Origin of the sequence: Microbispora bryophytorum, assembly GCF_006874465.1 — a bacterium.
Lineage (GTDB): Bacteria > Actinomycetota > Actinomycetes > Streptosporangiales > Streptosporangiaceae > Microbispora > Microbispora bryophytorum.
The window spans coordinates 68,700-90,946 of record NZ_VIRL01000017.1; the positions used below are offsets into that span (position 1 = coordinate 68,700).

Genomic DNA, 22,247 nt, shown 5'->3' on the forward strand with positions numbered 1-22,247 from the left:
AGATGAGGGTGACCGTTCCCGCGGAGGCCGCCAGGCGGCGCATAGTTGACCTTTTTCTGTCCAGCGAGGAGCGGCTGCTCCAGCGGTGGACGCAATTGTCCGGAGCGTCTTCCGACGAACTACGTGATCTCTATCAGGCGTTGCACGCCGCGCTCAGCGGCGAGGAAGCGGACTTCGCCGACGCACGCGGGCTGCTCGCCGAGCTTTCCCGCGGCCGCGTCCGGCAGGGGCACACGCCGTCCGACACCGCACGGCTCGTGTTCTCGCTCAAGGAGGCGTTGTACGAGGTGGTCGAGGCCGACGGCGGCCCGGACGCGTTGCGCGGGTTCGTATGGTTCTCCCGGCTCGTCGACGACCTCGGCCTGTACACCTTCGAGACCTACACCTCCGCCCGCGAGCGGATCATCTTCGACCAAACCGAGCAGCTGCTCGAGTTGTCGACGCCGGTGGTGAAGCTGTGGGAGGGCATCGTCGCCGTGCCGCTCGTCGGCACGCTCGACTCGGCCCGCGCCCAGGTCGTCATGGAGAAGCTGCTCCAGACCCTGGTGGACACGGGCTCGGAGCAGGCGGTCATCGACATCACCGGTGTGCCGGCCGTGGACACGCAGGTCGCCCAGCATCTGCTCAAGACCGTCGTGGCGGCCCGCCTGATGGGTGCGGAATGCGTCATCTCCGGCATCCGCCCGCAGATCGCGCACACGATCGTCACGCTGGGCATCGAATTCGGCGACATCGTCACCAAGGCATCGCTGGCCGACGCCCTCGCGTACGCCCTCGGACGGAGCGGTGTGGAGATCACGCGCGGCGCGCCGACGCGGGTCGCGGTCAGGGCGGAGCGCGCCTGATGGAACGTGTGCCGATTCTCAAGCTCGGCGACATCCTGATCGTCTCGATCCAGGTCGACCTGGACGACCAGAGCGTGCTGGCCCTGCAGGAGGACCTGGCGGACACGGTGGTCTCCTCGGGTGCGCGAGGCGTCATCATCGACATCACGGCCGTCGAGATCGTCGACTCGTTCATCGGCCGCATGTTCTCCACGATCGCCGCGATGACCCGCATGCTCGACGCCGAGACCGTGGTGGTCGGCATGCGCCCCGCGGTGGCGATCACGCTGGTCGAGCTGGGACTGTCGCTCGGCGGCGTGCGCACGGCCCTCAACCTGGAGAAGGGCGTCGCGATGCTGCAGCACGTCAGGGGCACCGCGGGGTGAGCGCGCCCCGGGAGCTGCCCATCGCCACCAACGGCGACGTCGTGGTCGTACGTCAGCAGGTCAGAGGGCTCGCGGCCGAGATGGGGCTCTCTCTGGTCGACCAGACGAAGATCGTGACCGCCGCCAGCGAACTCGCCAGGAACGCCCTCGTGCACGCCGGTGGAGGCCGGGTGCTGATCGAGGTGCTGGAGGGCGGGCGGCGGCCGGGCCTGCGGCTCGTCTTCACGGACGAGGGGCCGGGCATCCCGGACGTCGAGCAGGCGCTGACCGAGGGCTGGAGCACCGCCGGAGGGCTGGGACTCGGGCTGACGGGATCGCGGCGGCTCGTGGACGAGTTCGACCTCGTCTCCGCGCCCGGCGAGGGCACCCGCGTGACGGTGACCAAATGGGCCCGGTGATCGAGTGAGAGCTGTGATCGAGTGGGCGCGGTGACATGACGATGACGCACCGGTACGAGGACGTGTGGGTTTCCACCGCCGACCCGAGCGTGATCGGCGCGCTGCGCAGGGCGGCGGTCGCGCTGGCCACGGCCTCCGGGTTCGACCAGAACCGCACCGGTCAGGTCGCGGTGGCGGTGACCGAGGCGGTCTCGAACCTGGTCAAGCACGCGGTGGGGGGTGCCGTGCTCGTACGCCACCACCTGGAGCGCCCGGGCACGGTCGAACTCGTGGCCGTCGACAGGGGCCCCGGAATCGCCGACCTCGGCCGCGCCCTGCGGGACGGCTACTCCACCTCGGGCACGCTCGGCATCGGCCTCGGCGCGATCGCCCGCATGGCCACGGGCTGGGACGTCTACTCGGTGCCCGGCAGGGGAACCGTGCTGGTCCTGCACTTCACCGCGGACGGCCTGCCCGGCCCGCCGCTGCGGGTGAGCGGGCTGCGCCGTCCCATCGGCGAGGAGAGCGTGTGCGGCGACGCCTTCGCCTTCTCCGACGACGGCGACGCGGTCAGCGTCCTGGTCTGCGACGGGCTCGGCCACGGCGACCTCGCCGCGCACGCCTCCCGCGAGGCCGTGCGGATCTTCATGGAGGATCCGCACGCCCTTCCGGCCTCCGCTCTCGAACGCGTGCACCGGGGGCTGGGCCACACGCGGGGCGGGGCGGTCGCGGTGGTGCGGGTCGGCCGTGAGAGCGTCACGTTCGCCGGGCTGGGCAACATCTCGGGCTGGATCGCGCACGCCGAAGGCCGCCAGGGAATGATCTCGCTGCCCGGCATCGCCGGGCACAAGGGCAGGCGTCCCCGGCAGTACGAGTACGCGCTGCCGCCGCATGCCACGGTGGTGCTCCACTCCGACGGTCTCACCGACCGCTGGCACCCCGCCTCCTTCCCCGGGCTGTTCGCCCATTCCCCGGCCGTGGTGGGCGCGACCCTGCTGCGCGACGTGGGCAGCCGCAGGGACGATGCCTGCGTCGTAACCGTCAAACAGGGGCAGTGATGGGCGAGGTGCTCACCCGCGCGGAGATCTGCAGCGACCAGGACGTCTTCGCCGTACGGCAACTGGGCCGCCGGATCGCCGAAATCGTCGGGCTTGAATCCCAGGATCAGATCCGGGTGGCGACGGCGCTGAGCGAGATCGGCCGTGAGGCGCTGGGGCGGGGCGCCGGGAGCACCGTCGTCTTCGACCTGCGTGAGGATCGGCTGGTCATCACGGTGGACTGTCTCGACGGCGCCGACCTGCGGGAGAGCGAGGGCGTGAAGCTGGCCGGTCGTCTGGTCGACGAGATCGCGCTGTCGGCCGGGGACAGACGCGTCACGCTGGTGAAGCGGGTGCCCGAGCACCGCAGGCGGCGGTCGCTCGACGGCATCCGCGCGGAGCTGGCCCATCTCTCGCCTCCCACGGCGGCCCTGGACGTGCTGCGTGAGCAGAACAGGGAGCTGGCCGGCACCCTGGAGGAGGTGCTCCGGCTCAACGCGGAGTTGACCGAGACCAACCAGGGCGTGCTGGCGCTGTACAACCAGCTGTCGGCCGAGCTGGAGGAGACCAACCGCGGTGTCGTGGCGCTCTACGCCGAGCTGGACGAGAAGTCGTCCCAGCTCCGGCAGGCCGCCGAGGCCAGGCAGCGGTTCTGGGCCAACGTGAGCCACGAGCTGCGGCTGCCGCTGAACTCGATCATCGGCCTGGTCCGGCTGCTGCTCGGCTCGGGCGCGGAACCGCTCACCGGGGAGCAGCACCACCAGGTCACCCTCATCGGCGCTTCCGCGGAGACCCTGCTGGCGCTCGTGGGAGAGCTGCTCGACCTGGCCAAGGCCGAGTCCGGGCGGCTGGACCCGCAGCCGTCGATGGTGGACGTGGTCGCCCTGGCCGAGGGGCTGCGCATGACGCTCCAGCCCGCCGGCCGGGCCGACGGGGTCACGCTGTCGGCCCACGTGTCGGCCGACGTGTCGGACGAGATCGGCGAGATGTTCGTCGACGAGACCATGCTGACCACCATCCTGCGCAACCTGCTGTCGAACGCGCTGAAGTTCACCGAGCAGGGGGAGGTGCGCCTGACGGCCGCCGTGGACCCCGCGATGGCCGAGGTCGTCTTCACCGTCGCCGACACCGGCGTGGGCATTCCCCCCGAGCACCTGGAGCGCGTCTTCGAGGAGTTCTTCCAGGTGCCCGGGCCGCTCCAGCTCAAGACGAAGGGCACCGGCCTCGGCCTGCCGTACGCCCGGAGGCTGACGGAGGCGATCGGCGGCACGCTGGAACTGGCGAGCAGGCCGGGCGAGGGCACCACGGCGACGCTGCGGGTGCCGCACCGGATGGTCAGTCCAGAGGTGGGCCGGGTGCTCGTGGCCGACGACGACGCGGGCTTCCGTGCGGTGGCCCGGCGGATGCTCTTCGGGTTCGCGGCCGCGGTGGACGAGGCGGCCGACGGAGTCGAGGCCCTCAACCTGATGCGCGAGCGACCGCCGGAGGTGGTCCTGGTCGACCTCCTCATGCCGCGCCTGGACGGCACGGCGCTGCTGCACCGGATGGCCGAGGACGACGTCCTGTGCGGGATCCCGGCGGTCGTCGTGTCGGTGGTGTCCGAGCAGCCGGGAGAGCCTCATCCGGTGCTGCCGAAGCACGGGCTGCGCAGGGACCAGCTTCTGGAGGCGCTCAGGGAGGCCGTACGCGACAGGGCCGGACGCGACAAGGCCGTACGGTGTGCACGGAGCGTGGAGGGTGACAGGGGTGGGGCTCATGATTGACGACGCGGCGACGGTCCTGGTCGTGGACGACATCCCCACCAAGCGCTACGTCCTGGCGAGCTGGTTGCGCCGTAGCGGGCATCGGGTCGTCGAGGCCGGAGGAGGCGAGGAGGCGCTGGCCGTCGTCGGCGTGCTCAAACCCGACCTCGTCATCCTCGACGTACGGATGCCCGACGTGGGCGGCATCGAGGTGTGCGAGAAGATCAAGGCGAATCCGGAGACCGCCTCGATTCCGGTGATCCAGGTGTCCGGAAACGCCGTCACCCCGGCCGACCGCGCCGAGGGGCTGGAACGCGGAGCCGACGCATACCTGTCGGAGCCGATCCAGCCCGACGAGTTCGCCGCGACGGTGCGGGCGACCCTGCGGTACTACCGGGCGCGGCAGCGTGCCGAGCGGATGGCGGCCAGGCTGAGCGAGCTGGCCGAGATCACGCTGGAGATGAACCAGGCGGAGGACTTCGAACGGCTCCTGTCGGCGGCCGCCGAGGGCTGCTCCCGCCTGCTGGAGCGCTACTCGCGGGTGCTGGCGATCCCGCCGGACGGACGGCTGCGCAGGTTCTCCGCCCGGCCGGGGGAGCACGCGGTGGCACGGCCGGTCCATCCCGACACCCTGGAGCGGCTGAGCACCATCTCCATCGGGGAGTCCCCCGGAGTGAGGACGTTCGAGATCGACAACGCGACCTGGGCCCGTGTGGTCCCCGACAGCGACGTCGTCGCGCACGTGTCCGGCATGCTGTGCCGTACGAAGGCGGGCCGGCCGCCGGTGTTCCTCGGGGTGGAGACGGGCTCGCCGCTCGACGGCGCGGAGGTGAGCCTGCTGCGGCAGCTCGGCCAGGCGCTGGCGCTGGCGGTCGACGCGGCCCGCGCCTACGCCGAGGAGCACACGATCGCGCTCACGTTGCAGCGCAGCCTGCTGCCCGCCGAGATTCCCCGGATTCCCGGCCTGCTGATCAGTGTGCGCTACCAGCCGGCGGTGGACAACGTGGAGGTGGGCGGCGACTTCTACGAGGTCCTGCCCCTCGGCGATCGGGTCCTGGTCGCGCTCGGCGACGTGCAGGGCCACTCGCTCTACGCCGCCACCGTGATGGCGGAGCTGCGCTACGCGCTGCGGGCGTCGGTGATCGACGTCGTCGACCCCGCCGGCTCGATGAGCCTGCTCAACGCCGTCCTGCGGCGCTACCACCCCGGCATGACGGCGACCGTCTGCCTGATGCTGATAAATCCCGCGACGGGGGAGAGCGAGATCGTCAACGCCGGGCACATCCCGCCGCTGCTGGCCGGGAAGGGGGCGGCCTACCACCGGTTCGGCAACCTGCTGCTCGGGGTGGCCCACGAGGTCTATCGGGTGGACCGGGTCCGGCTGCCCGAGGACGCCACCGTGCTGATGTTCACCGACGGGTTGATCGAGGACCGCGACAAACTGCTCGACGAGAGTCTGGAGATCGCCCGGCAGCAGGCCGAGGACGTGACCGACGACCTGGAGGGCTTCTGCGACCGGCTGATCGCCACCTTCGGCGCCCGCGAGGACGACGTGGCGGTGGTCGCCGTCCGTCGCGTGCCGTTCTGAGGTCGTCCACAGGCCGGGCATCGTCCACAGGCCGGCGTTGTCCACAGGCCGGGCGTTGTTTAGGTACGCCTGCCGCCGCCACGCCGGCCGTGCGGGACCGAATAGCCTTGACGGCATGCGGAGCCCTTTGCTTGACACATCCGGCGCGGTAGCCGCGCAGGCGCCGGACGAGACGGTCGCGGCCCACTACGGCGATCCCTATGCCGAGCAGCGTGCGCTGGCCGGCGGGCGGGCGCTGGTCGACCGGAGCAACCGCGAGGTCGTGCGGATCACCGGGCCCGACCGGCTGAGCTGGCTCAACGACCTCAGCTCGCAGAAGCTCGACACGCTCCAGCCGGGCACGCCCACCCAGACCCTGCTGCTCGACCCGCAGGGCCGCGTCGAGCACCACCTCGCGCTCGTGGACGACGGCGAGGCCGTGTGGGCCCACGTGGAGCCGGGCACCTCGGCCGAGCTGGTCGCCTTCCTGGAGAAGATGCGGTTCATGCTGCGTGTCGAGGTCGCCGACGTCACCTCGGACTACGCGGTGGTCTCCCTCGCCCCTCCTTCTCCGGACGGGGGCGCCGAGGCGCTCGGCGCGACCGTGGAAGGAGCCGTCGCGGTCGGCGGCGACCTGCTCGTGCCGCGCGAGCGGCTGGGCGGCCTTCCGGACGCGCTGGGCCTGCGCCCCGCCGGTCTGTGGGCCTACGAGGCGCTGCGCATCGCCGCGCACGTGCCCAGGCTCGGGTTCGAGACCGACCACAAGGCGATCCCTCACGAGATCGGCTGGATCGACGTGGCCGTGCACATGACCAAGGGATGCTACCGGGGCCAGGAGACGGTCGCCCGGGTGCACAACCTCGGCCACCCACCCCGCCGCCTGGTCTTCCTGCACCTCGACGGCAGCGTGGACGAGCTGCCCCCGCACGGCGCGCCGGTGACCCTCGGTGTCGGCACGCCGGTCGAGGCCGAGCCGGAGGCCGCCGTGGAGGGCTCCGCCCAGCCCGGGCAGATCGGCTTCGTGGGCTCGTCGGCCCGTCACTACGAGCTGGGCCCGATCGCCCTCGCGATCGTGAAGCGTACGGTGCCGGTGGACATCGATCTGCTGGCCGGCGGTGTGGCGGCGACCCAGGAGATCGTGGTGCCGCCGGACGCCGGGCGCAACGTGAAGATCGACCCCGCCCTCCGCCGCCGCATCCGCTAGGGATCTGTCAGCGGCGGGCCCGCCACCTACGGGTGCACAGGTGGTGGGCTCGCCCACCACCTACGGGTGCACAGGGCCGCGAGCACGGCGCCCGCCGTGTTGAGGATCACGTCGTCCACGGAGCTCACCCGCCCGAGCCGCAGGCCGTACTGGAGAATTTCGACGGCGAGCGAGGCGGTGGCCGCGACGGCGGCCACCGCCGCGGGCGAGGCGAAGCGCGCGGAGCGGACCGGGAGCATCGCGCCGAGCGCGGCGAAGACCAGGAGGTTGCCGCCGATCTGCACGACCGCCGCTCCCGTTGACAACCGTGCGACCTGGCCCGCCAGGTCCACCAGGGGAACGACGTGCACGCCCTCCTCCGTTCCCGGCGTGAGGATCATCCAGATCCAGGGTGCGGTCCCGGTCACCATGACCACGTCGGCGACGGCGGTGCGGAGGGGAGCGGGATGTCCACGGCGGGCGCGGTGGGGGGTGAGGAGCACGACGGCGAGAGCGGCCACGGGAACGGCGCAGACGGTCGTGACGATGACATATAACCAGGTGCTCCACGCCTCCCGCATCCGATCATGATGGCAGGCCGGGGGAGACCGGGACGGTCAGACGTCCAGGACGAGGGTGATCGGGCCGTCGTTGGTGAGGGTGACCTTCATGTCGGCGCCGAAGACGCCCGTCTCCACCTGCGCGCCGAGTGCCCGGAGCTCGGCCACCACGGCCTCCACGAGAGGCTCGGCCACCGGGCCGGGCGCGGCGGCCTGCCAGGTGGGCCTGCGGCCCCTGCGGGCGTCGCCGTACAGCGTGAACTGGCTGATCACCAGCAGCGGCGCGCCGATGTCGGAGCAGGACTTCTCGCCGTGCAGGATGCGCAGTCCCCACAGCTTGGCGGCGAGCCGGGCCGCCTCGGCGCGCCCGTCGGTGTGGGTGACGCCCACGAGCACGAGCAGGCCGGGTTCGTCGACGGCGCCGACGACCTGACCCTCCACCACAACGGACGCGGAGCTGACCCGCTGTACGACCGCACGCATGGCCCCGAATTCTGCCACGTCCTGGGGCTTCGTAGACTGCCCGTCATGTCGGAGATGGTCGTCGAGGTGGTCCGGTCGGGGTTCGTCGAGTCGGTGCACCGTGCGCGTGTGCACGTGATCGGGGCGGACGGCGCGCCGGTCCTGGTGTGCGGGGACACGTCGAGCCTGGCGTCGCCGCGTTCGGCTGTGAAGCCGCTGCAGGCGCTCGCGATGGTGCGGGCGGGCCTGCCGCTCGAAGACGAACTGCTCGCGCTCGCCGCCGCGAGCCACAGCGGCGAGCCCTTCCACATCGACGGCGTACGGAAGATCCTCGCGGGCGCGGGGCTGGACGAGACGTCGCTGCGCTGCCCGGAGGACCTGCCCCTCGACGAGGAGGAGCGCCGCCGGGTCCTGCGGGAGCACGGCGACGCCCGCCGGATCCTGATGAACTGCTCGGGCAAGCACGCCGCGATGCTCGCGACCTGCGCGGTCAACGGCTGGCCGGTCGACGACTACCGCCATCCCGGCCACCCGCTGCAGCGGGCCATCCGCGCGACGGTGGAGGAGCTCACCGGCGAGCGGGTCGCGGCGACCGGCGTGGACGGCTGCGGCGCGCCGCTGTTCTTCGTCTCGATGGCGGGGGTGACGCGTGCCTTCCGCGCCCTCACGCTCGCCCCGGCCGGCACGCCGGAGCGGCGCGTCGCCGACGCGATGCGCGCGCATCCCGAGTGGACGAGCGGCACGACCCGGGCGGAGAACCTGCTGATGCGGGCCGTTCCCGGGCTGCTGGTGAAGTCGGGCGCGGAGGCGTTCGACGCCTTCGCCGACGCCGAGGGCCGGGCCGGCACGGTGAAGATCGTGGACGGCGGCGGCCGGGCCCGCGTGCCGGTCACCGTCGCCGCCCTGCGCGCCGCCGGGATCGACGCCCCGGAGCTGGCCGGGCTGGCCACCGCCCCCCTGTTCGGCGGCGGGGTCCCGGTCGGCGAGGTCCGCGTCCGTCCCGCCTGACCGGTCGCGGGTCACAGGCGGCGCGGTGCGGCAACCGGGCTCGCGTCGCCCGGCGCTACCGGCGTCACCGCGCCGCCGGCTCCGGCTTATCCGGCTTATAGGGAGCGGAACTGGCGTGAGGTCGAGATCGCCCCGGAGGTGGTCATGACGAACGTCCGCATCGAGTCGGCGAACCTGGACAGGTCCCACTCCGCCGGGCCCTGGTACCAGTACAGGTGGTCGGTCTGCCGCCCGTCGCCGTCGAACGCGCTGACCACCCGCGCCCACCGGTCCACACTGTCGAAGATCACCGCGTACGGCAGGTAGCGGGAGAACAGTTCCACGCGCCGGCCGGTGGGGACGTCGTCGACGCTCGCCCCCGCGAGGTACTCCCGGAACCCGAGCGTGTGCGCCAGGGCCGCGGCGCCCTGGGCCGTCTTGGCCGGCATGTACTGGGCGCCGAAGGCCAGCGCGGCTCCGGCGATGATCAGGGCCAGTCCCAGCAGGCCGTAAGACGTGAACCACGCGAGCAGGACGGTGGCGACCACCCCGAGCGCGACCACGACGAGGCCGATGGTGGTCCAGCGCGACCGGATGGAGTCGGGCCGCCGTGCGAACCAGCCCTGCGCCACGACGTCCTGATACAGCGCGTCGCGCACCGAGGACAGGCGTGCGGCGAACGACCCGTGCAGCTCCGACAGCAGCACCCTGTCGCGACCGTCGAAGATCGCGTCGTAGAGGGCGCGCTCGTACGGCAGCAGCTGGCCGACCGGGGCGCCGGGCAGCTTGACCAGGCACCAGTCGGGGGTGTCGTAGGTCTGGCGCGGCCGCTCGTCGATCCGCAGGTAGTTGCGCACGGCGAGGTCCACGATGGTCGCGGTCACGTCGACCACATCGGCCTGCTCGTCGAACAGCGTGCCGATCTGCCCGGGGCGCACGCCGTCCGGCGGGCTGAAGTGCCCGTTGAGATGGCCGCTGACCGGGCCGGACTCGCTGCAGACCACGCGGGCGTCGCGGCCCCGCGTCCAGTAGAGCAGCCCGACGCCGCCCAGCAGCAGCACCAGCAGCGCCGCCAGCGAGCCACCGGTCACCGTGTTCAGAGTGAACGCGGTGGACAGCTCGAACCTGCGCTCCAGGATCGGCCGGGCCCCCGTCGCGCCCTTGGGGTAGCCGACCACGACCGTGAGCGTCTGGCCCTCCCCGAGGCCCTGCTGTTCGAAGGTGGAGGTGGTGCCGGTCTCCTCGACGGAGGCACTGGTGCAGGCGATGGCCGCGCTCAGCTCGCCGGCGAAGCAGGACAGGTTCTGCACCCGGCCCGGGCCGGTCACGGTGACGACCGCGTCCTTCACGGGGCCGGAGACCGCGAACCACCGCAGTTCCTCGCCCGACGCCGTGGGCGTCACGGCGCCGGTCACGTCGTATTCCACCGTGCCCTTGAACGTCAGGGTCTCCCCGTCGTACGAGCCGCCCTTGACGCCTGAGATGCGGTAGACGCGGTCGTGGCCGTCGTCGAAGCGGGTCCGGGTGAGCGGCGTGCGCCTGACCGTCTCGCCGGCCGGGGTGACCGTCTCCTTCACATGGAGCACGCCGTTCGCGCGCAGCTCCATCGTCACCTCGTCCTTCGCCGGAGGCGCGGAAGCCGCGGTGTCGGCGTACGCGGTGTCGGCGTACGCGGTGACGGCATGCGCGGGGGAGGCGGCGAGGACGGCGAGCAGTGCCGCCAGTCCGAGCCGGCGCGCGAGATCCACCATGAGCCGCAACCCTATCGGTCCCGGTGCTCCAACTGGGGATCGAATGCGGTCAGCCGGACCGGTCAGGAATCGAGAAGCATGGGGAACACCACCGGCCGTAGCGTCATCGGTATGGAACTCACTCTTCACTACTGCTACATCACGGTCGACGACGGCGACGCGGCGCTCGCCTTCTACCGGGACGTGCTCGGCCTCGAACTGCGCAACGACGTCGGCTACGAGGGAGCCCGCTGGCTGACCATGGGCCCGTCGTCGCAGCCGGACGTCAACATCGTCCTGGAGACCGTCAACGCCGACCCGACCGCCTCCCCGGAGGACCGCGCCGCGCTCGGCGACCTGCTCGCGAAGGGCAGGCTGCGCGCCGTCGTCTTCGCCACCCCGGACTGCGACGCGACCTTCGAGAAGATCCGCGAGTCCGGCGCCGAGGTCCTGCAGGAGCCGATCGACCAGCCGTACGGCGTCCGGGACTGCGCCTTCCGCGACCCGGCGGGCAACATGATCCGCTTCCAGCAGCTCGGCAAGGGCTGACGCGTCGGCGCCGGGCGAGACGGGGGCGTCCTCCCGCGTGACTCCGGGAGAGCGCCCCCTGTGGCCGGGTCTGCCGGGTGGGTAGGGTAACCGTCCATGGGACTCACCCGGTTGTACCGGAACGGAACCCTGGAGGCCGAGGGCTTTCCCGTCGCCGACGTCTCCGAGCACGTCAAGGACCCGTCAGCGGTGGTGTGGTTCGACATGTGCGCCCCCACCGAGGAGGACCTCCGCGCCATCAGCGACGAGCTGGGGCTGCACGTCCTGGCGGTGGAGGACGCGCTGCAGCACCGGCAGCGGCCCAAGCTCGACGTCTACGACAGCCACATGTTCCTCAGCGTCTACGCGGCGGCCTTCGACAGCGCGTCCGGGCAGGTGCGGACCGCCCCCGCCACCGCCTTCATCACGAAGAACGCGCTGGTCACCGTGCGCCAGTCGGACGACTTCTCCATCGAGGAGGTGGTCCGGCGCTGGGACGAGGGGGCGGCCCTGGCGCGGCACGGCGTCGCGTTCCTGCTGCACGGCCTGCTCGACTACGTGGTGGACAGCCACTTCGAGACCGTCGAGGGGATGGACGAGCAGGTCGAGGACCTGGAGGGGACGGTGTTCGGCGACCGGCCGGTCAGCCCTGCTGACCAGCGGCGCACGTTCGAGTTGCGCAAGAGCCTGGTGACGCTGCGCCGGATCGTGATGCCCATGCGGGAGGCCGTGAACACGCTGCTGCGCCGCAACGGCCTGAGCGACGACGGTGAGATGACGCCGTACTTCCAGGACGTGTACGACCAGGTGCTGCGGGCCACGGAGTGGACGGAGTCGCTGCGCGAGCTGGTCAGCAACATCCGCGAGACGCACCTGACCATGCAGAGCAACCGGATGAACCTCATCATGAAGCGGGTGACGAGCTGGGCCGCGATCATCGCGGTGCCCACGCTGATCACCGGCTTCTACGGCCAGAACATCCCGTTTCCCGGCTTCGGGCACTCGTGGGGCTTCTGGGCGTCCAGTGTGCTGATCGTCGTCGCCTCGGCCGCGCTCTACCGGGTGTTCCGGGCCCGCGACTGGCTCTGACGGCAGGTCACCATGGCCCGTACGGCCCCTGGTTGCCGCCGCCCCGGTAGCCGTTGACCGCGGGCTTCACGTCGGCGAGGTAGATGCCCGCCCCGATGACGGCGGCGATCGTGAAGATGTTGGGCAGCCCCATGCCCATGCCCAGGTAGTTGATCGCGGCGGCGAAGGTGAACAGCGTCGCCAGGCCGAGGATGATCAGCCAGAGCCGCTTGGTCTGCTTGCCGGCCGCCGGGAAGGCGTGTGCGGGGATCCGCAGGGCGTGCACCAGCGCCCAGCCGGACAAAACGAAGGCCCCGACGGAAAGCAGCCAGAAGATGATGTCGAGGATGCCGTACAGCCCGAACATGGACTCTCCCACACGGTCACAGTCACTGACGCCCCCACACTAGTGGGCGGCGCCGACAGATGGCGCGGGCGGGAAGGCCGGTCTCCGCGAACTTCCCGGGGCGCCGCGCCTCGGATCACCCCGGGAGCTCGTGAACGGCGGCGGCCCGCCTCCCCCGAGGGAAGGCGGGCCGCCGTGTCGCTCGCGTGGGCCGCGATCAGCTCTGGCTCGTGGTGGCGCGGGCGCGACCGGTCCGCCTGGACGTGGTCTCGGCGGCGATCGCCGGCTCGGCGGTCTCCGAGACCTCGGTCAGCTCCAGCGCGGCCTCGCCGCTCACCCGGCTGACGACCTTGCGGCCGCGGCTGGCCAGGTCGTCGTAGAGCCGGTTGAACCGGGTGGCCGCGGCGTCGGCGTAGCCCTTCGCCTTCTCCGGCAGCTCGCGCGCGACGACCTCCGCCTTGTCCTGCACGGTGGAGGCGTAGGAGCGGGCCTTCTCCACGGCGAAGTCGCCGGCGCCCGTGAGCGCGTAGAACGGCTTGGACTCCGTGATCTTCTTGGCCTGGGTCGTGATGGTCATGGGCTATCCTTCCCTCGAATCCGGTGTGATGCCGTTCAGTGGGTTAACCGGGCCGTCCCCGAGATGCTCAGCCGATTGCGGCGGCTGGGCGGTGTCGGCCCGGTTCTCCTTACAGAACGACTCGTAGATGTCGATCAGCACCTGACGTTGCCGACCGGTGAGTGTGACGTCGGCCCGGATGGCGGCCAGCACGTCACTGTGCGGCTCGCGGTCCTCGATGAGACCGGCCTGGACGTAGAGCGCCTGGGCGGAGATGTGCAGACCCTTCGCGATCTGGTTCAGGATCTCCGCGCTCGGCTTGCGCAGGCCCCGTTCCACCTGGCTCAGGTAAGGGTTGGACACACCGGCCTGCGCGGCGAGCTGACGAAGCGAGATCTTCGCCTGCTGCCGCTGCTGGCGGATGTACTCACCGAGCGAGGCGACCTTGGGCAGTTCCATGTCCCCAGTCTGCATCGCGCTGCTTGCAATTGCAAACTCGGTGGTTAATTCCAGCTAGCACCCAAGGCTTATCCAGGAAGCAGCCAAAGCAGCGGGGCGCTGATGGCGAGCGCCACCGATCCGGCCAGGATGAGGAAGCGGTGGGTGGCGGGAAGCGCGACCTCGGGCCGTACGAGCCGGTCGACCCGGGCCATCACGCTGGACGGCGCGGACACGCCGAGCGCGCCCTGTGGCGTGGGCAGCGCGGCCGAGGTGCCGAAGCGCAGCAGAGCGGTGGCCAGCCTGCGCGGGCAGCACTGCTGCCGGGCACGGTCGTCGGCGGCCATCTCGACCAGCAGCTCGACCGACGCCTGCGCGTCGCGGACCAGCTTCGACCACGGCAGCGCGCGGCGCAGCGCGGCGAACGGCAGCAGCACCAGGTCGTGGCGCTCCCGTACGTGGGCGGCCTCGTGCGCCAGCACGGCATCCAGCTCGGCGGACGACAGCAGGTGCAGCGTCCCATCGCTGATGACGACCTGCGACTTGAGCCCCGGCAGGCAGTAGGCGGCGGCCCCGGGGAAGTCGACCACCCGCACGCCCGGCACGGCCGGCTCGTCCCTGGCGACCAGCGCGAGCAGGAGCCGGTGCCGGCGGCGGGCACGCAGCGTCTGCGCCCCGGCCGCGAGGGGCAGGGCCACCAGCACCGCGAGCAGCGACAGACCCGCGACCAGCGCGCCCAGCCGGAGGTAGTCGTACGGCTGGCGCGCGCCGAACTCCACGCTCAGCAGGAACTCCGCGAGCCCGTGCACGACGCCCTTACGGTAGGGGTCGAGCGCGAAGGCGAGCAGGGCGCCGATGGAGGCGAGCCCCCAGGTCAGCCCGAGCGACTGCCACAGCAGGATCGCCGTGCGCGGGGCGCGCCAGGTCCAGCGCGCGAACGTCAGCCGCCACGCGGCCACCGCGCAGATCATGGCGAGCGCCGCTAAGACCGCCGCCGCGATCACTCTTCCTCCAGCTCCGTGAGGGCTTTCAGCAGGATCTCGGCCTCCGACCCGGAGACGGCGCGGGCGAAGCGGGTCAGCGCCGCGTCGCGGTCGCCGGTGAGGTCCAGGGCTTCGAGCATGAGCTCGGCGACGTACGCGTCGCGGCTCGCGGCGGGCTGGTAGCGCCAGGCGCGGCCGTCGCGGGTGCGGTTGAGGAAGCCCTTGCGGGCCAGGCGGTCGAGCACGGTCATCACGGTCGTCGGCGCGAGGTCGCGATCCTCGATGAGGCGTCCCACCTCGCGGGCCGTCAGCGGGGTGTTCTCCGCCCAGAGGATGTCCATGATGCTACGTTCGAGCTCTCCCAGTCCCTTCACGTCTTTAAGCCTACCCGGGGTAGTACTACGTCCTGTAGAGAGGTAGGAGACATGAAAATCGTTCTGGTCGAGGGCGACATCACCGAGCAGCGGGTGGACGCGATCGTCAACGCGGCCAACTCGTCCCTGATGGGCGGCGGAGGGGTGGACGGCGCCATCCACCGGCGCGGCGGCCCGGAGATCCTTGAGGAGTGCCGGGCGCTGCGCGCGTCCCGGTACGGCAGGGGACTGCCGACCGGTCAGGCCGTCGCCACCACCGCGGGGCGCCTGCCCGCGCGATGGGTGATCCATACGGTCGGGCCCGTGTACTCGCGGAGCGAGGACCGATCCCATCTGCTCGCCTCCTGCTATCGGGAGTCGCTCGTCGTCGCCGACACGCTGGGCGCCGGCACGGTGGCGTTCCCCGCGATCTCCACGGGGATCTACCGGTGGCCGGTCGAGGACGCCGCCCGCATCGCGATCGGCGCGATACGGCAGGCCGCCCCGACCGTGGTGGAAGAGGTGCGCTTCGTGCTGTTCAGTACCGCAGCCTATGCGGTGTTCGAATCGGCCCTACAGGACATCGGATAAGCATTAGGCCAAAACTTTCACAGCCACTTGAGCATGTAGATCTCGTCGCGGTCGTCACCGGGGGCCACCCGGATCGAGCGGGGCACCCGGCCGACCTCCCGGTAGCCCACGCTCGCGTAGAAGCGGTCGACCCCGGTGCCGCCGCGGCACGTGAGCTGCAACGCCTCCAGGCCGAGCGACCTGGCGGCGTCGTCGGCGGCGAGCAGCAGCGCCCTGCCGAGCCCCTTGCCCTGGTGCTTGGGGTGGACCATGACCCGCAGCAGCCATCGCCAGTGCGCCCGCAGGCCCGAGCCGTTGTCGCCCAGGATGAGCCAGGCGCCCACGGTGCCGTCGTCACCGAACCCGGCGAGGAGACTGTCGGGGGCCTGCGGCCCCGCGGCGGAGCGGGTGCGGGCGAACGCCCTGTCGGCCGTCGGCCTGACGTCGTCCGGCGTCACGGGCGGCACGAAACCCACCGCTCCGTTCGCGTTGGTCACCTCCGCCCAGCAGCTCAGGAGCTCCTCGAAGAGCTCGGGGGTCATCTGCGGGTCGAGGACGAAGCGCATGCCGGGACGCTATCAACCGCCCCCGCCGTCAATCGCGGGGGGAGACGCTGCTCCAGGGCAGGGTCAGCTCGCCGAGCCGCCAGCGGCCGTGGCCGCCGGTCGGCGGCGTCACCACCACCGGCCAGTCGCGCGCCAGCAGCTCCGCCGCCCTGATCCAACGCTGCCGCGTGCCGTACGCGCCGAAGGAGGCGCAGGTCGCCCAGGCGCGGTCCCAGTCCGCCAGCAACGCGTGGACGCGCTCGCCCGGGACGTTGCGGTGGATCAGCGTCTTGGGCAGGCGCTCGGCCAGATCGGAAGGGCGTTCGAAGCCGGTGAACCGGGCCGCGAAGGTGAGCGTGCGCGGCCCTTCGGCGCCGAGCGCCACCCAGGTCGCCCGGTGGCCGACCTCTGAGCAGGTGCCCTCGACGAGCACGCCCGAGGGGTGCAGACCGGCCCGTAGCCGGTCCCAGTGCTCCCACGCCTCGGCCTCGCCGTACTGCCGCAGCACGTTGAAGGCCCGCACGATCATCGGCGGGCGGGGGATCGGCAGCTCGAAGCCGCCCCTGACGAACGACAGGCCCTCCCGCTCGTACGGCTTGGCCGCCGCGACCCGCTCGGGGGCGATCTCCAGGCCCACCACCTCGACCGTGGGGCAGACCCGGCGCAGCCGCGTGAACAGCTCGGTCGTCGTGGTGTGGGACGCGCCGTAGCCGAGGTCCACCACCAGCGGCGCCGCGCCCGCCGGGGCCGAGCGCAGCAGCGGGCCGTGCACGGCGGCGATCCAGCGGTCGCAGCGGCGCAGCCGGTTGTGCCCGGTGGTGCCGCGCGTGACCGTCCCCACGGGACGGCCGGGCCGGACCGGTCTCATGTCCCCGCGTTCATGCACACGGCGTTCTCGCACGCGGCGCTCATGTGGCCGGCGCTCATGTGGCCGGAGCGACCCGGTGCACCTTGTGCTGGGCGGCCTGCGCGCGCGGCCGGACGACCAGCCTGTCGATGTTCACGTGCGAGGGGCGGGTCACGGCGAAGGCGATCACGTCGGCGACGTCGTCGGCGCTCAGCGGGTCGGGGACGCCCTCGTAGACCTTGGCGGCACGCTCGGCGTCGCCGCGGAAGCGGGTGATGGCGAACTCCTCGGTCCGCACCATGCCCGGCGCGATCTCGACGACCCTCACCGGGTCGCCGCACAGCTCCAGGCGGAGGGTCTCGGTCATCGAGGTCTGGGCGTGCTTGGCCGCGCAGTAGCCGCCGCCTCCCTCGTACGACACGAGCCCGGCCGTCGAGGTGAGCATCACCAGCACGCCGTCTCCCGACTCGATGAGCTTCGGCAGCAGGGCCCGGGTCATGCGCAGGGAGCCGAGCACGTTCACGTCGTACATCCGCTGCCAGTCGTCCACCCGGCCCTCGGCCACCGACTCGAGCCCGAACGCGCCGCCCGCGTTGTTCACCAGGACGTCGCAGCGTTCCAGCGAGGCGGCCAGGGCGTCCACCGACGCCTGGTCGGTCACGTCCAGCGTCACCGGGCGCACGCCGGGCACCTCGGCCGCGAGCTTGTCGAGCCGGTCCCGCCGTCGCGCCGCCGCCACGACCCGGTATCCCTCCGCGGCGAGCCGGCGGGCCGTCGCCTCGCCGATGCCGCTGCTCGCGCCGGTCACCACCGCGATCCTGACCGCGGGGCTGGTCGCCGCGGGATTGGTCGCCGCGGGATTGGTCATCGTCACCGCCATCGTCCTTCCACATCGCCTCGATCGGCAGGCGACATCCTCTCAGGGGCCCCCGGTCTCACCTATGTCGGGGAATCCAGTGATGATTTCCGTAGTTATAACCCTCTCGGAGGTGGTTCGGGTGTCGGTGTTACGGCGTCGGGTCAACCGCGTCGCGACCATCAGCGTGCACACGTCCCCGATGGACCAACCGGGCACCGGGGACGCGGGCGGCATGAACGTCTACATCCTCGAGGTGGCCAAACGTCTCGCGGCGCTGGGCATCGAGGTGGAGATCTTCACCCGTCGTACCGCCCGCGACCTGCCTCCGGTCGCCGAGCTGAGTCCGGGCGTGCTCGTGCGCCACGTGACCGCGGGGCCGTACGAGGAGCTCGACCGGGCCGATCTCCCGGGGCAGCTGTGCGGCTTCCTGTCCGGTGTGCTGCGCACGGAGGCGATGTACGACCCCGGCCGGTACGACGTCATCCACTCGCACTACTGGCTGTCGGGCCAGGTGGGCTGGCTGGCCAAGGAACGCTGGGGCGTGCCACTCGTGCACACCATGCACACCATGGCCAAGGTGAAGAACGCGCTGCTCGCCGAGGGCGACAAGCCCGAGCCGGCGATGCGCGTGCTCGGCGAGGAGCAGGTCGTGGAGGTCGCCGACCGCCTGGTCGCCAACACCGCCGCCGAGGCCGAGGAGCTGATCAGCCTGTACGGCGCGCCGCGCGAGCGGGTGGCGGTCGTCAACCCCGGCGTGAACCTCGCCGTCTTCCAGCCCGGGTCCAAGGGCGCCGCGCGCCGCCGCCTCGGCCTGCCGCAGGACGCCCACGTGCTGCTGTTCGTGGGCCGCATCCAGCCGCTCAAGGCCCCCGACGTCCTGCTCAGGGCCGCCGCCCGGATGCTCGTGGAGGACCCCTCGCTGCGGTCGCGGCTCGTCGTGGCCTGCGTGGGCGGGCCCAGCGGCAACGGTCTCGCCCGTCCCTCCCTGCTCAGCGACCTCGCGGCCGAGCTGGGCATCGCCGACGTCGTACGGCTCGCGCCGCCCGCGCCGCAGCCGGAGCTGGCCGACTGGTATCGCGCCGCCGACGTGACCGTTGTGCCCTCCTACAACGAGTCGTTCGGGCTGGTCGCGCTGGAGTCGCAGGCGTGCGGCACGCCCGTCGTCGCGGCGGCGGTCGGCGGTCTGCGCACGGCCGTCAAGGACGGCGTGTCCGGCGTGCTGGTGGCGGGGCACGACCCGCACGACTGGGCGCGCGAGCTCGCCGTGCTGGCCCGGCGCCCGGACCGGCTCGCCGAGCTGGCCGCCAACGCCGTGCAGCACGCCACCGCGTTCGGCTGGTCGGCGACCGCCGCCCGGCTGGCCGACGTGTACGCCGGCGCCATGGCCCAGCTCCACCAGACCCCCATCGCGGTCAACTCGTAGGGTGGGCGGTATGAGACCGGATCTGGAAGCCGTCATCGCGTCGGCGCTGGAGTCCGCCGAGCTGTCCTACGAACGGCCGAAGCCGGGCGCGTTCCTGGTCAGGCTGCCGGGCCAGCACAAGCTCGCCACGCTGACCTGGCTCGTCATCGGCGACCAGGCGCTCAATGTCGAGGCGTTCTTCTGCCGGCAGCCCGACGAGAACCACGCCGAGTTCTACCGCTGGCTGCTCCACAAGAACGGCTCCATGTACGGCGTCCACTTCGCCGTCGACGACACGGGCGACGTGCACCTGGTCGGCCGGCTGCCGCTGGACGCGGTGACCGAGGAGGAGATCGACCGTGTCCTCGGCTGCGTCCTCACCTACTCGGACGAGTCGTTCGACCGCGCCCTCGAGCTGGGCTTCGCGACGTCCATCAGGCGCGAGTGGGAGTGGCGGGTCAAGCGCGGCGAGTCGTTGGCCAACCTCCAGGCCTTCGCGCGGGTGGTCGAGTCCTGACCAACGGGACGTCTGCCGCACGCCGATAGGATTGGCCGCATGGCGACTTTGGTGCTGCTGCGGCACGGCGAGAGCGAATGGAATGTCAAAGGCCTGTTCACCGGCTGGGTGGACGTCACCCTCTCGCCGACCGGCGAGGAGGAGGCGCGGCGCGGCGGTGAGCTGCTCCTGGAGGCCGGCATCCGGCCCGGCGTGGTGCACACCTCGGTGCTCACCCGGGCCATCAGGACCGCCAACATCGCGCTTGAGGCGGCCGGCCTGCTGTGGCTCCCGGTCAAGCGCTCCTGGCGGCTGAACGAGCGCCACTACGGCGCGCTCCAGGGCAAGGACAAGGCCCAGACCCGCGCGGAGTTCGGCGACGAGCAGTTCATGCTGTGGCGCCGGTCCTACGACGTGCCGCCGCCGCCGATCGCCGACGACGACGAGTACTCCCAGGTCGGCGACGGCCGCTACTCCCTGCTGCCCTCGGAGCTGGTGCCGCGCACCGAGTGCCTCAAGGACGTCGTCGGGCGCATGCTGCCGTACTGGTACGACGAGATCGTCCCCGACCTGGCGGCCGGTCGCGACGTGCTGGTGGTGGCGCACGGCAACTCCCTGCGCGCGCTGGTCAAGCACCTGGAGGGCATCAGCGACGCGGACATCGCGGGCCTGAACATCCCGACCGGCATCCCGCTGCGCTACGAGCTGGACGCCGACTTCCGCCCGGTCGGCAAGGGCGAGTACCTCGACCCGGAGGCCGCCAAGGCCGCCATCGAGGCCGTCGCCAACCAGGGCAAGAAGTAACTTCTCACGTTTCTCACGAAGGCCGCGTCCCGCTGCGGGGGCGCGGCCTTCGGTCATTTGTAGACGACCGGCTTCTTCGCGGTGCCGGGGAACACCTGGACCAGGAGTTCGACGGCGCCGTCCGGAGCGTCGACCGTCTGGGTCACGAGCTTGCGCCCGCGCAGGTGGACCCGGACCCGGTAGGAACCCGGGCCGCGCGTGGTGAGCCCCTTCAGGCTCGTGCCTTCGCCGTCCACCAGTTCCAGGGACCCGGTCGGGCTCTCGTAGCCCACCTCGACCACCTCCTCCCAGCCTCTCGTCTCCTGTGGCGGGCGCCGCGTGTAGGACTCGACGGTCACACACGCGTGTCCGATCTCGTCGGCGGCCCAGATCGCCAGCGTGCCCCGGCCGCTTCCCACCAGCTCTTCCACCAGGTCCGGAGGATTGCCCTCGTAGCCGTCCTCCCACCCGTCGATGGTCCAGAACTCCGTCCACAGCGTGGCCCGGCGCTGCCGTACGGGCTCGATCTTCGGGCGGTGCCGGGGATGCGCCGCGCAGGCCCGCTCCTTCTGGGCGACGTACGCCTCCGACTCCGCCTGCCGCCGGTCGGCCTCCGCCTGCTGCGCGCGGGCCACGGCCGGGCACAGGCTCGGCAGCGCACCCGCCAGGGACGCCTGTGGCGCCTCGCTGACGGCGCGTGCGGCGATATCGCCTCCATGCCGGGTCGCCAGCGCGCACAGGTGGCGTCCCTGGGCCAGGACGTCCTGGTCGGAGACCTCGTCCCACCCCTCCACGCCCGAGTCGTACGGGCGGTCGTAGCCGCGGACCGTGCAGAGGAAACGCTTCTCCGCCGCGTTCAACCTCGTGGCCGAGTCGTCGCCGAATCCGGGACAACCGAGTTCCCACTGCGCGCTCACCTTCCCGGGCGGGGCCGACGCCGCCGGGAGCAGGACGACCGCGGTCACCGCCAGGACGCCCGCCGCCGTACGGACGACCGGTCCCCGGCGCACGAACGCGCGCCGGGGAGCGCGTACGGCGAGCAGGACGAGGATCGGCGGAACGCAGTCGTAGAGCCCCCACGCGAACTGCTGGGACAACAGCTCGGGCGGCCCCCAGATCTGCGTGCACGCGGGGCCGAGCGCCGCGTCCAGCGTGGGAAGCAGGAGGTCGGGGAGGTTGAGGACGAGCAGGACGACGGCCACGCAACGGCCGATCATCCTGCCCAGTCCCGTCCGCCCGCTTCGCAGGCTCAGACACCAGCCCGCGAAGCCCAGGACGATCAGCGGTGCACCGCCGTACGAGAAGAGGGGAAAGGCCTTGACGGGATAGGCCCAGGGGGAGACCTGAACGTAGATGTCCCACCCGAGGCAGGAGCCCGAGGACATCGACAGGTAGCTCCGGCTGCCGTAGTCGCCGGTCAGGGTCCATATGACCCAGAAGAAGAGGGAAGGAGCCGCGGCGGTCAGCGTCGCCGCCACCCAGAGCATCCATGATCGTCTCGGCACGGGAGCGAAGACTATTCGGCACGTGCGACAAACAACTCACAGTCCGGCGACTCGAGGGGCAAACGAAAGCCCCGGCCCCCCGAGGACCGGGGCTTTCGCGCCCCTGTACGCCG

The 22,247-nt window shown here is 71.7% G+C and carries 26 protein-coding genes; 14 read left to right on the plus strand and 12 right to left on the minus strand.

What is annotated here, in order from left to right; genetic code table 11:
- Window positions 1-8 precede the first annotated feature (8 nt).
- From FLX07_RS26470 to ygfZ, 7 genes are all read left to right on the plus strand, one after another.
- A complete protein-coding gene (locus FLX07_RS26470; protein WP_229689515.1) occupies window positions 9-845 on the plus strand; it encodes an STAS domain-containing protein in 837 nt (278 codons plus the stop codon).
- Complete coding sequence (locus tag FLX07_RS26475) at window positions 845-1,210, plus strand: STAS domain-containing protein (protein ID WP_189104891.1); 366 nt, start codon at window positions 845-847, stop codon at window positions 1,208-1,210. The genes FLX07_RS26470 and FLX07_RS26475 overlap by 1 nt, the downstream gene beginning before the upstream one ends.
- Window positions 1,207-1,608, plus strand: a complete 402-nt coding sequence (locus FLX07_RS26480) for an anti-sigma regulatory factor (protein ID WP_142574388.1) — start codon at window positions 1,207-1,209, stop codon at window positions 1,606-1,608. Before FLX07_RS26475 ends, FLX07_RS26480 begins: the two co-directional genes overlap by 4 nt.
- 35 nt (window positions 1,609-1,643) lie before the next feature.
- Window positions 1,644-2,645 carry an ATP-binding protein gene (locus tag FLX07_RS26485; protein WP_208762405.1) on the plus strand — a complete coding sequence of 334 codons (1,002 nt, stop codon included), beginning with the start codon at window positions 1,644-1,646 and terminating at the stop codon, window positions 2,643-2,645.
- Complete coding sequence (locus FLX07_RS26490; RefSeq protein WP_142574389.1) at window positions 2,645-4,387, plus strand: ATP-binding response regulator; 1,743 nt, start codon at window positions 2,645-2,647, stop codon at window positions 4,385-4,387. The genes FLX07_RS26485 and FLX07_RS26490 overlap by 1 nt, the downstream gene beginning before the upstream one ends.
- Window positions 4,380-5,954: a fused response regulator/phosphatase gene (locus FLX07_RS26495; protein ID WP_142574390.1), complete on the plus strand. Its 1,575-nt coding sequence runs from the start codon at window positions 4,380-4,382 to the stop codon at window positions 5,952-5,954. Before FLX07_RS26490 ends, FLX07_RS26495 begins: the two co-directional genes overlap by 8 nt.
- A 115-nt stretch (window positions 5,955-6,069) precedes the next feature.
- On the plus strand, window positions 6,070-7,137 hold the full coding sequence (gene ygfZ / locus FLX07_RS26500; protein ID WP_142574391.1) for a CAF17-like 4Fe-4S cluster assembly/insertion protein YgfZ: 1,068 nt from the start codon (window positions 6,070-6,072) through the stop codon (window positions 7,135-7,137).
- 26 nt (window positions 7,138-7,163) lie between these two features.
- On the opposite strand, the gene FLX07_RS26505 is transcribed toward ygfZ, so the two are convergent.
- Both FLX07_RS26505 and dtd read right to left on the minus strand, forming a co-directional pair.
- A complete protein-coding gene (locus FLX07_RS26505; RefSeq protein WP_142574392.1) occupies window positions 7,164-7,697 on the minus strand; it encodes a VanZ family protein in 534 nt (177 codons plus the stop codon).
- A gap of 36 nt (window positions 7,698-7,733) precedes the next feature.
- On the minus strand, window positions 7,734-8,159 hold the full coding sequence (gene dtd / locus FLX07_RS26510) for a D-aminoacyl-tRNA deacylase (RefSeq protein ID WP_142574393.1): 426 nt from the start codon (window positions 8,157-8,159) through the stop codon (window positions 7,734-7,736).
- A gap of 45 nt (window positions 8,160-8,204) precedes the next feature.
- On the opposite strand from dtd, the gene FLX07_RS26515 reads away from it, so the two are divergent.
- On the plus strand, window positions 8,205-9,146 hold the full coding sequence (locus FLX07_RS26515; protein ID WP_142574394.1) for an asparaginase: 942 nt from the start codon (window positions 8,205-8,207) through the stop codon (window positions 9,144-9,146).
- Window positions 9,147-9,241: 95 nt separating this feature from the next.
- Here the strand turns inward: FLX07_RS26515 and FLX07_RS26520 are convergent, their stop codons facing one another.
- Window positions 9,242-10,876, minus strand: a complete 1,635-nt coding sequence (locus FLX07_RS26520) for a DUF2207 domain-containing protein (RefSeq protein WP_223853959.1) — start codon at window positions 10,874-10,876, stop codon at window positions 9,242-9,244.
- Between the two features lie 111 nt (window positions 10,877-10,987).
- On the opposite strand from FLX07_RS26520, the gene FLX07_RS26525 reads away from it, so the two are divergent.
- Both FLX07_RS26525 and FLX07_RS26530 read left to right on the plus strand, forming a co-directional pair.
- Window positions 10,988-11,404: a VOC family protein gene (locus FLX07_RS26525; protein WP_142574395.1), complete on the plus strand. Its 417-nt coding sequence runs from the start codon at window positions 10,988-10,990 to the stop codon at window positions 11,402-11,404.
- A 96-nt stretch (window positions 11,405-11,500) separates the two neighbouring features.
- Window positions 11,501-12,472, plus strand: a complete 972-nt coding sequence (locus FLX07_RS26530) for a magnesium transporter CorA family protein (RefSeq protein WP_142574396.1) — start codon at window positions 11,501-11,503, stop codon at window positions 12,470-12,472.
- A 7-nt stretch (window positions 12,473-12,479) separates the two neighbouring features.
- Here the strand turns inward: FLX07_RS26530 and FLX07_RS26535 are convergent, their stop codons facing one another.
- From FLX07_RS26535 to FLX07_RS26555, 5 genes are all read right to left on the minus strand, one after another.
- Entirely contained in the window at window positions 12,480-12,830 is a 351-nt protein-coding gene (locus tag FLX07_RS26535) for a DUF2516 family protein (RefSeq protein WP_229689516.1), read from the minus strand.
- 184 nt (window positions 12,831-13,014) lie between these two features.
- Window positions 13,015-13,374 (minus strand): hypothetical protein, encoded by a 360-nt coding sequence (locus FLX07_RS26540; protein ID WP_142574397.1) that lies wholly within the window; start codon window positions 13,372-13,374, stop codon window positions 13,015-13,017.
- Between the two features lie 3 nt (window positions 13,375-13,377).
- Complete coding sequence (locus tag FLX07_RS26545; protein WP_142574398.1) at window positions 13,378-13,812, minus strand: helix-turn-helix domain-containing protein; 435 nt, start codon at window positions 13,810-13,812, stop codon at window positions 13,378-13,380.
- 68 nt (window positions 13,813-13,880) lie between these two features.
- On the minus strand, window positions 13,881-14,795 hold the full coding sequence (locus FLX07_RS26550; RefSeq protein ID WP_142574399.1) for a M56 family metallopeptidase: 915 nt from the start codon (window positions 14,793-14,795) through the stop codon (window positions 13,881-13,883).
- A complete protein-coding gene (locus FLX07_RS26555) occupies window positions 14,792-15,148 on the minus strand; it encodes a BlaI/MecI/CopY family transcriptional regulator (protein WP_079316189.1) in 357 nt (118 codons plus the stop codon). Before FLX07_RS26555 ends, FLX07_RS26550 begins: the two co-directional genes overlap by 4 nt.
- A 51-nt stretch (window positions 15,149-15,199) precedes the next feature.
- On the opposite strand from FLX07_RS26555, the gene FLX07_RS26560 reads away from it, so the two are divergent.
- Window positions 15,200-15,718: an O-acetyl-ADP-ribose deacetylase gene (locus FLX07_RS26560; RefSeq protein ID WP_142574400.1), complete on the plus strand. Its 519-nt coding sequence runs from the start codon at window positions 15,200-15,202 to the stop codon at window positions 15,716-15,718.
- A 17-nt stretch (window positions 15,719-15,735) separates the two neighbouring features.
- On the opposite strand, the gene FLX07_RS26565 is transcribed toward FLX07_RS26560, so the two are convergent.
- The 3 genes from FLX07_RS26565 to FLX07_RS26575 are packed head-to-tail and all read right to left on the minus strand — an operon-like array spanning window position 15,736 to window position 17,957.
- Window positions 15,736-16,263, minus strand: a complete 528-nt coding sequence (locus FLX07_RS26565; protein ID WP_142574401.1) for a GNAT family N-acetyltransferase — start codon at window positions 16,261-16,263, stop codon at window positions 15,736-15,738.
- A gap of 28 nt (window positions 16,264-16,291) precedes the next feature.
- A complete protein-coding gene (locus FLX07_RS26570; protein ID WP_142574402.1) occupies window positions 16,292-17,110 on the minus strand; it encodes a class I SAM-dependent methyltransferase in 819 nt (272 codons plus the stop codon).
- 55 nt (window positions 17,111-17,165) lie between these two features.
- Window positions 17,166-17,957 carry an SDR family NAD(P)-dependent oxidoreductase gene (locus FLX07_RS26575; RefSeq protein ID WP_142574504.1) on the minus strand — a complete coding sequence of 264 codons (792 nt, stop codon included), beginning with the start codon at window positions 17,955-17,957 and terminating at the stop codon, window positions 17,166-17,168.
- A gap of 130 nt (window positions 17,958-18,087) precedes the next feature.
- Here FLX07_RS26575 and mshA point away from each other — a divergent pair, with 130 nt between their 5' ends.
- Genes mshA through FLX07_RS26590 form a run of 3 tightly spaced genes read left to right on the plus strand, consistent with a single transcriptional unit; the run spans window position 18,088 to window position 20,650 of the window.
- Window positions 18,088-19,371 carry a D-inositol-3-phosphate glycosyltransferase gene (mshA, locus tag FLX07_RS26580; RefSeq protein ID WP_268239444.1) on the plus strand — a complete coding sequence of 428 codons (1,284 nt, stop codon included), beginning with the start codon at window positions 18,088-18,090 and terminating at the stop codon, window positions 19,369-19,371.
- A gap of 10 nt (window positions 19,372-19,381) precedes the next feature.
- Complete coding sequence (locus FLX07_RS26585) at window positions 19,382-19,867, plus strand: type III secretion system chaperone family protein (protein WP_142574404.1); 486 nt, start codon at window positions 19,382-19,384, stop codon at window positions 19,865-19,867.
- A gap of 39 nt (window positions 19,868-19,906) precedes the next feature.
- On the plus strand, window positions 19,907-20,650 hold the full coding sequence (locus FLX07_RS26590; protein ID WP_142574405.1) for a phosphoglyceromutase: 744 nt from the start codon (window positions 19,907-19,909) through the stop codon (window positions 20,648-20,650).
- Between the two features lie 53 nt (window positions 20,651-20,703).
- Here the strand turns inward: FLX07_RS26590 and FLX07_RS26595 are convergent, their stop codons facing one another.
- Window positions 20,704-22,134 (minus strand): hypothetical protein, encoded by a 1,431-nt coding sequence (locus FLX07_RS26595; RefSeq protein ID WP_142574406.1) that lies wholly within the window; start codon window positions 22,132-22,134, stop codon window positions 20,704-20,706.
- Window positions 22,135-22,247: the final 113 nt, after the last annotated feature.

Excerpts from the sequence above, each read along its gene's own strand:
- FLX07_RS26475 (WP_189104891.1), top strand. The coding sequence starts at position 845 with ATGGAACGTGTGCCGATTCTCAAGCTCGGCGACATCCTGATCGTCTCG.
- FLX07_RS26485 (WP_208762405.1), top strand. The coding sequence starts at position 1,644 with ATGACGATGACGCACCGGTACGAGGACGTGTGGGTTTCCACCGCCGAC.
- FLX07_RS26490 (WP_142574389.1), top strand. The coding sequence starts at position 2,645 with ATGGGCGAGGTGCTCACCCGCGCGGAGATCTGCAGCGACCAGGACGTC.
- FLX07_RS26495 (WP_142574390.1), top strand. The coding sequence starts at position 4,380 with ATGATTGACGACGCGGCGACGGTCCTGGTCGTGGACGACATCCCCACC.
- ygfZ (WP_142574391.1), top strand. The coding sequence starts at position 6,070 with ATGCGGAGCCCTTTGCTTGACACATCCGGCGCGGTAGCCGCGCAGGCG.
- FLX07_RS26505 (WP_142574392.1), bottom strand. The coding sequence starts at position 7,697 with ATGCGGGAGGCGTGGAGCACCTGGTTATATGTCATCGTCACGACCGTC.
- dtd (WP_142574393.1), bottom strand. The coding sequence starts at position 8,159 with ATGCGTGCGGTCGTACAGCGGGTCAGCTCCGCGTCCGTTGTGGTGGAG.
- FLX07_RS26515 (WP_142574394.1), top strand. The coding sequence starts at position 8,205 with ATGTCGGAGATGGTCGTCGAGGTGGTCCGGTCGGGGTTCGTCGAGTCG.
- FLX07_RS26520 (WP_223853959.1), bottom strand. The coding sequence starts at position 10,876 with ATGGTGGATCTCGCGCGCCGGCTCGGACTGGCGGCACTGCTCGCCGTC.
- FLX07_RS26525 (WP_142574395.1), top strand. The coding sequence starts at position 10,988 with ATGGAACTCACTCTTCACTACTGCTACATCACGGTCGACGACGGCGAC.
- FLX07_RS26530 (WP_142574396.1), top strand. The coding sequence starts at position 11,501 with ATGGGACTCACCCGGTTGTACCGGAACGGAACCCTGGAGGCCGAGGGC.
- FLX07_RS26540 (WP_142574397.1), bottom strand. The coding sequence starts at position 13,374 with ATGACCATCACGACCCAGGCCAAGAAGATCACGGAGTCCAAGCCGTTC.
- FLX07_RS26545 (WP_142574398.1), bottom strand. The coding sequence starts at position 13,812 with ATGGAACTGCCCAAGGTCGCCTCGCTCGGTGAGTACATCCGCCAGCAG.
- FLX07_RS26560 (WP_142574400.1), top strand. The coding sequence starts at position 15,200 with ATGAAAATCGTTCTGGTCGAGGGCGACATCACCGAGCAGCGGGTGGAC.
- FLX07_RS26565 (WP_142574401.1), bottom strand. The coding sequence starts at position 16,263 with ATGCGCTTCGTCCTCGACCCGCAGATGACCCCCGAGCTCTTCGAGGAG.
- FLX07_RS26570 (WP_142574402.1), bottom strand. The coding sequence starts at position 17,110 with ATGAGACCGGTCCGGCCCGGCCGTCCCGTGGGGACGGTCACGCGCGGC.
- FLX07_RS26575 (WP_142574504.1), bottom strand. The coding sequence starts at position 17,957 with ATGACCAATCCCGCGGCGACCAATCCCGCGGCGACCAGCCCCGCGGTC.
- FLX07_RS26585 (WP_142574404.1), top strand. The coding sequence starts at position 19,382 with ATGAGACCGGATCTGGAAGCCGTCATCGCGTCGGCGCTGGAGTCCGCC.
- FLX07_RS26590 (WP_142574405.1), top strand. The coding sequence starts at position 19,907 with ATGGCGACTTTGGTGCTGCTGCGGCACGGCGAGAGCGAATGGAATGTC.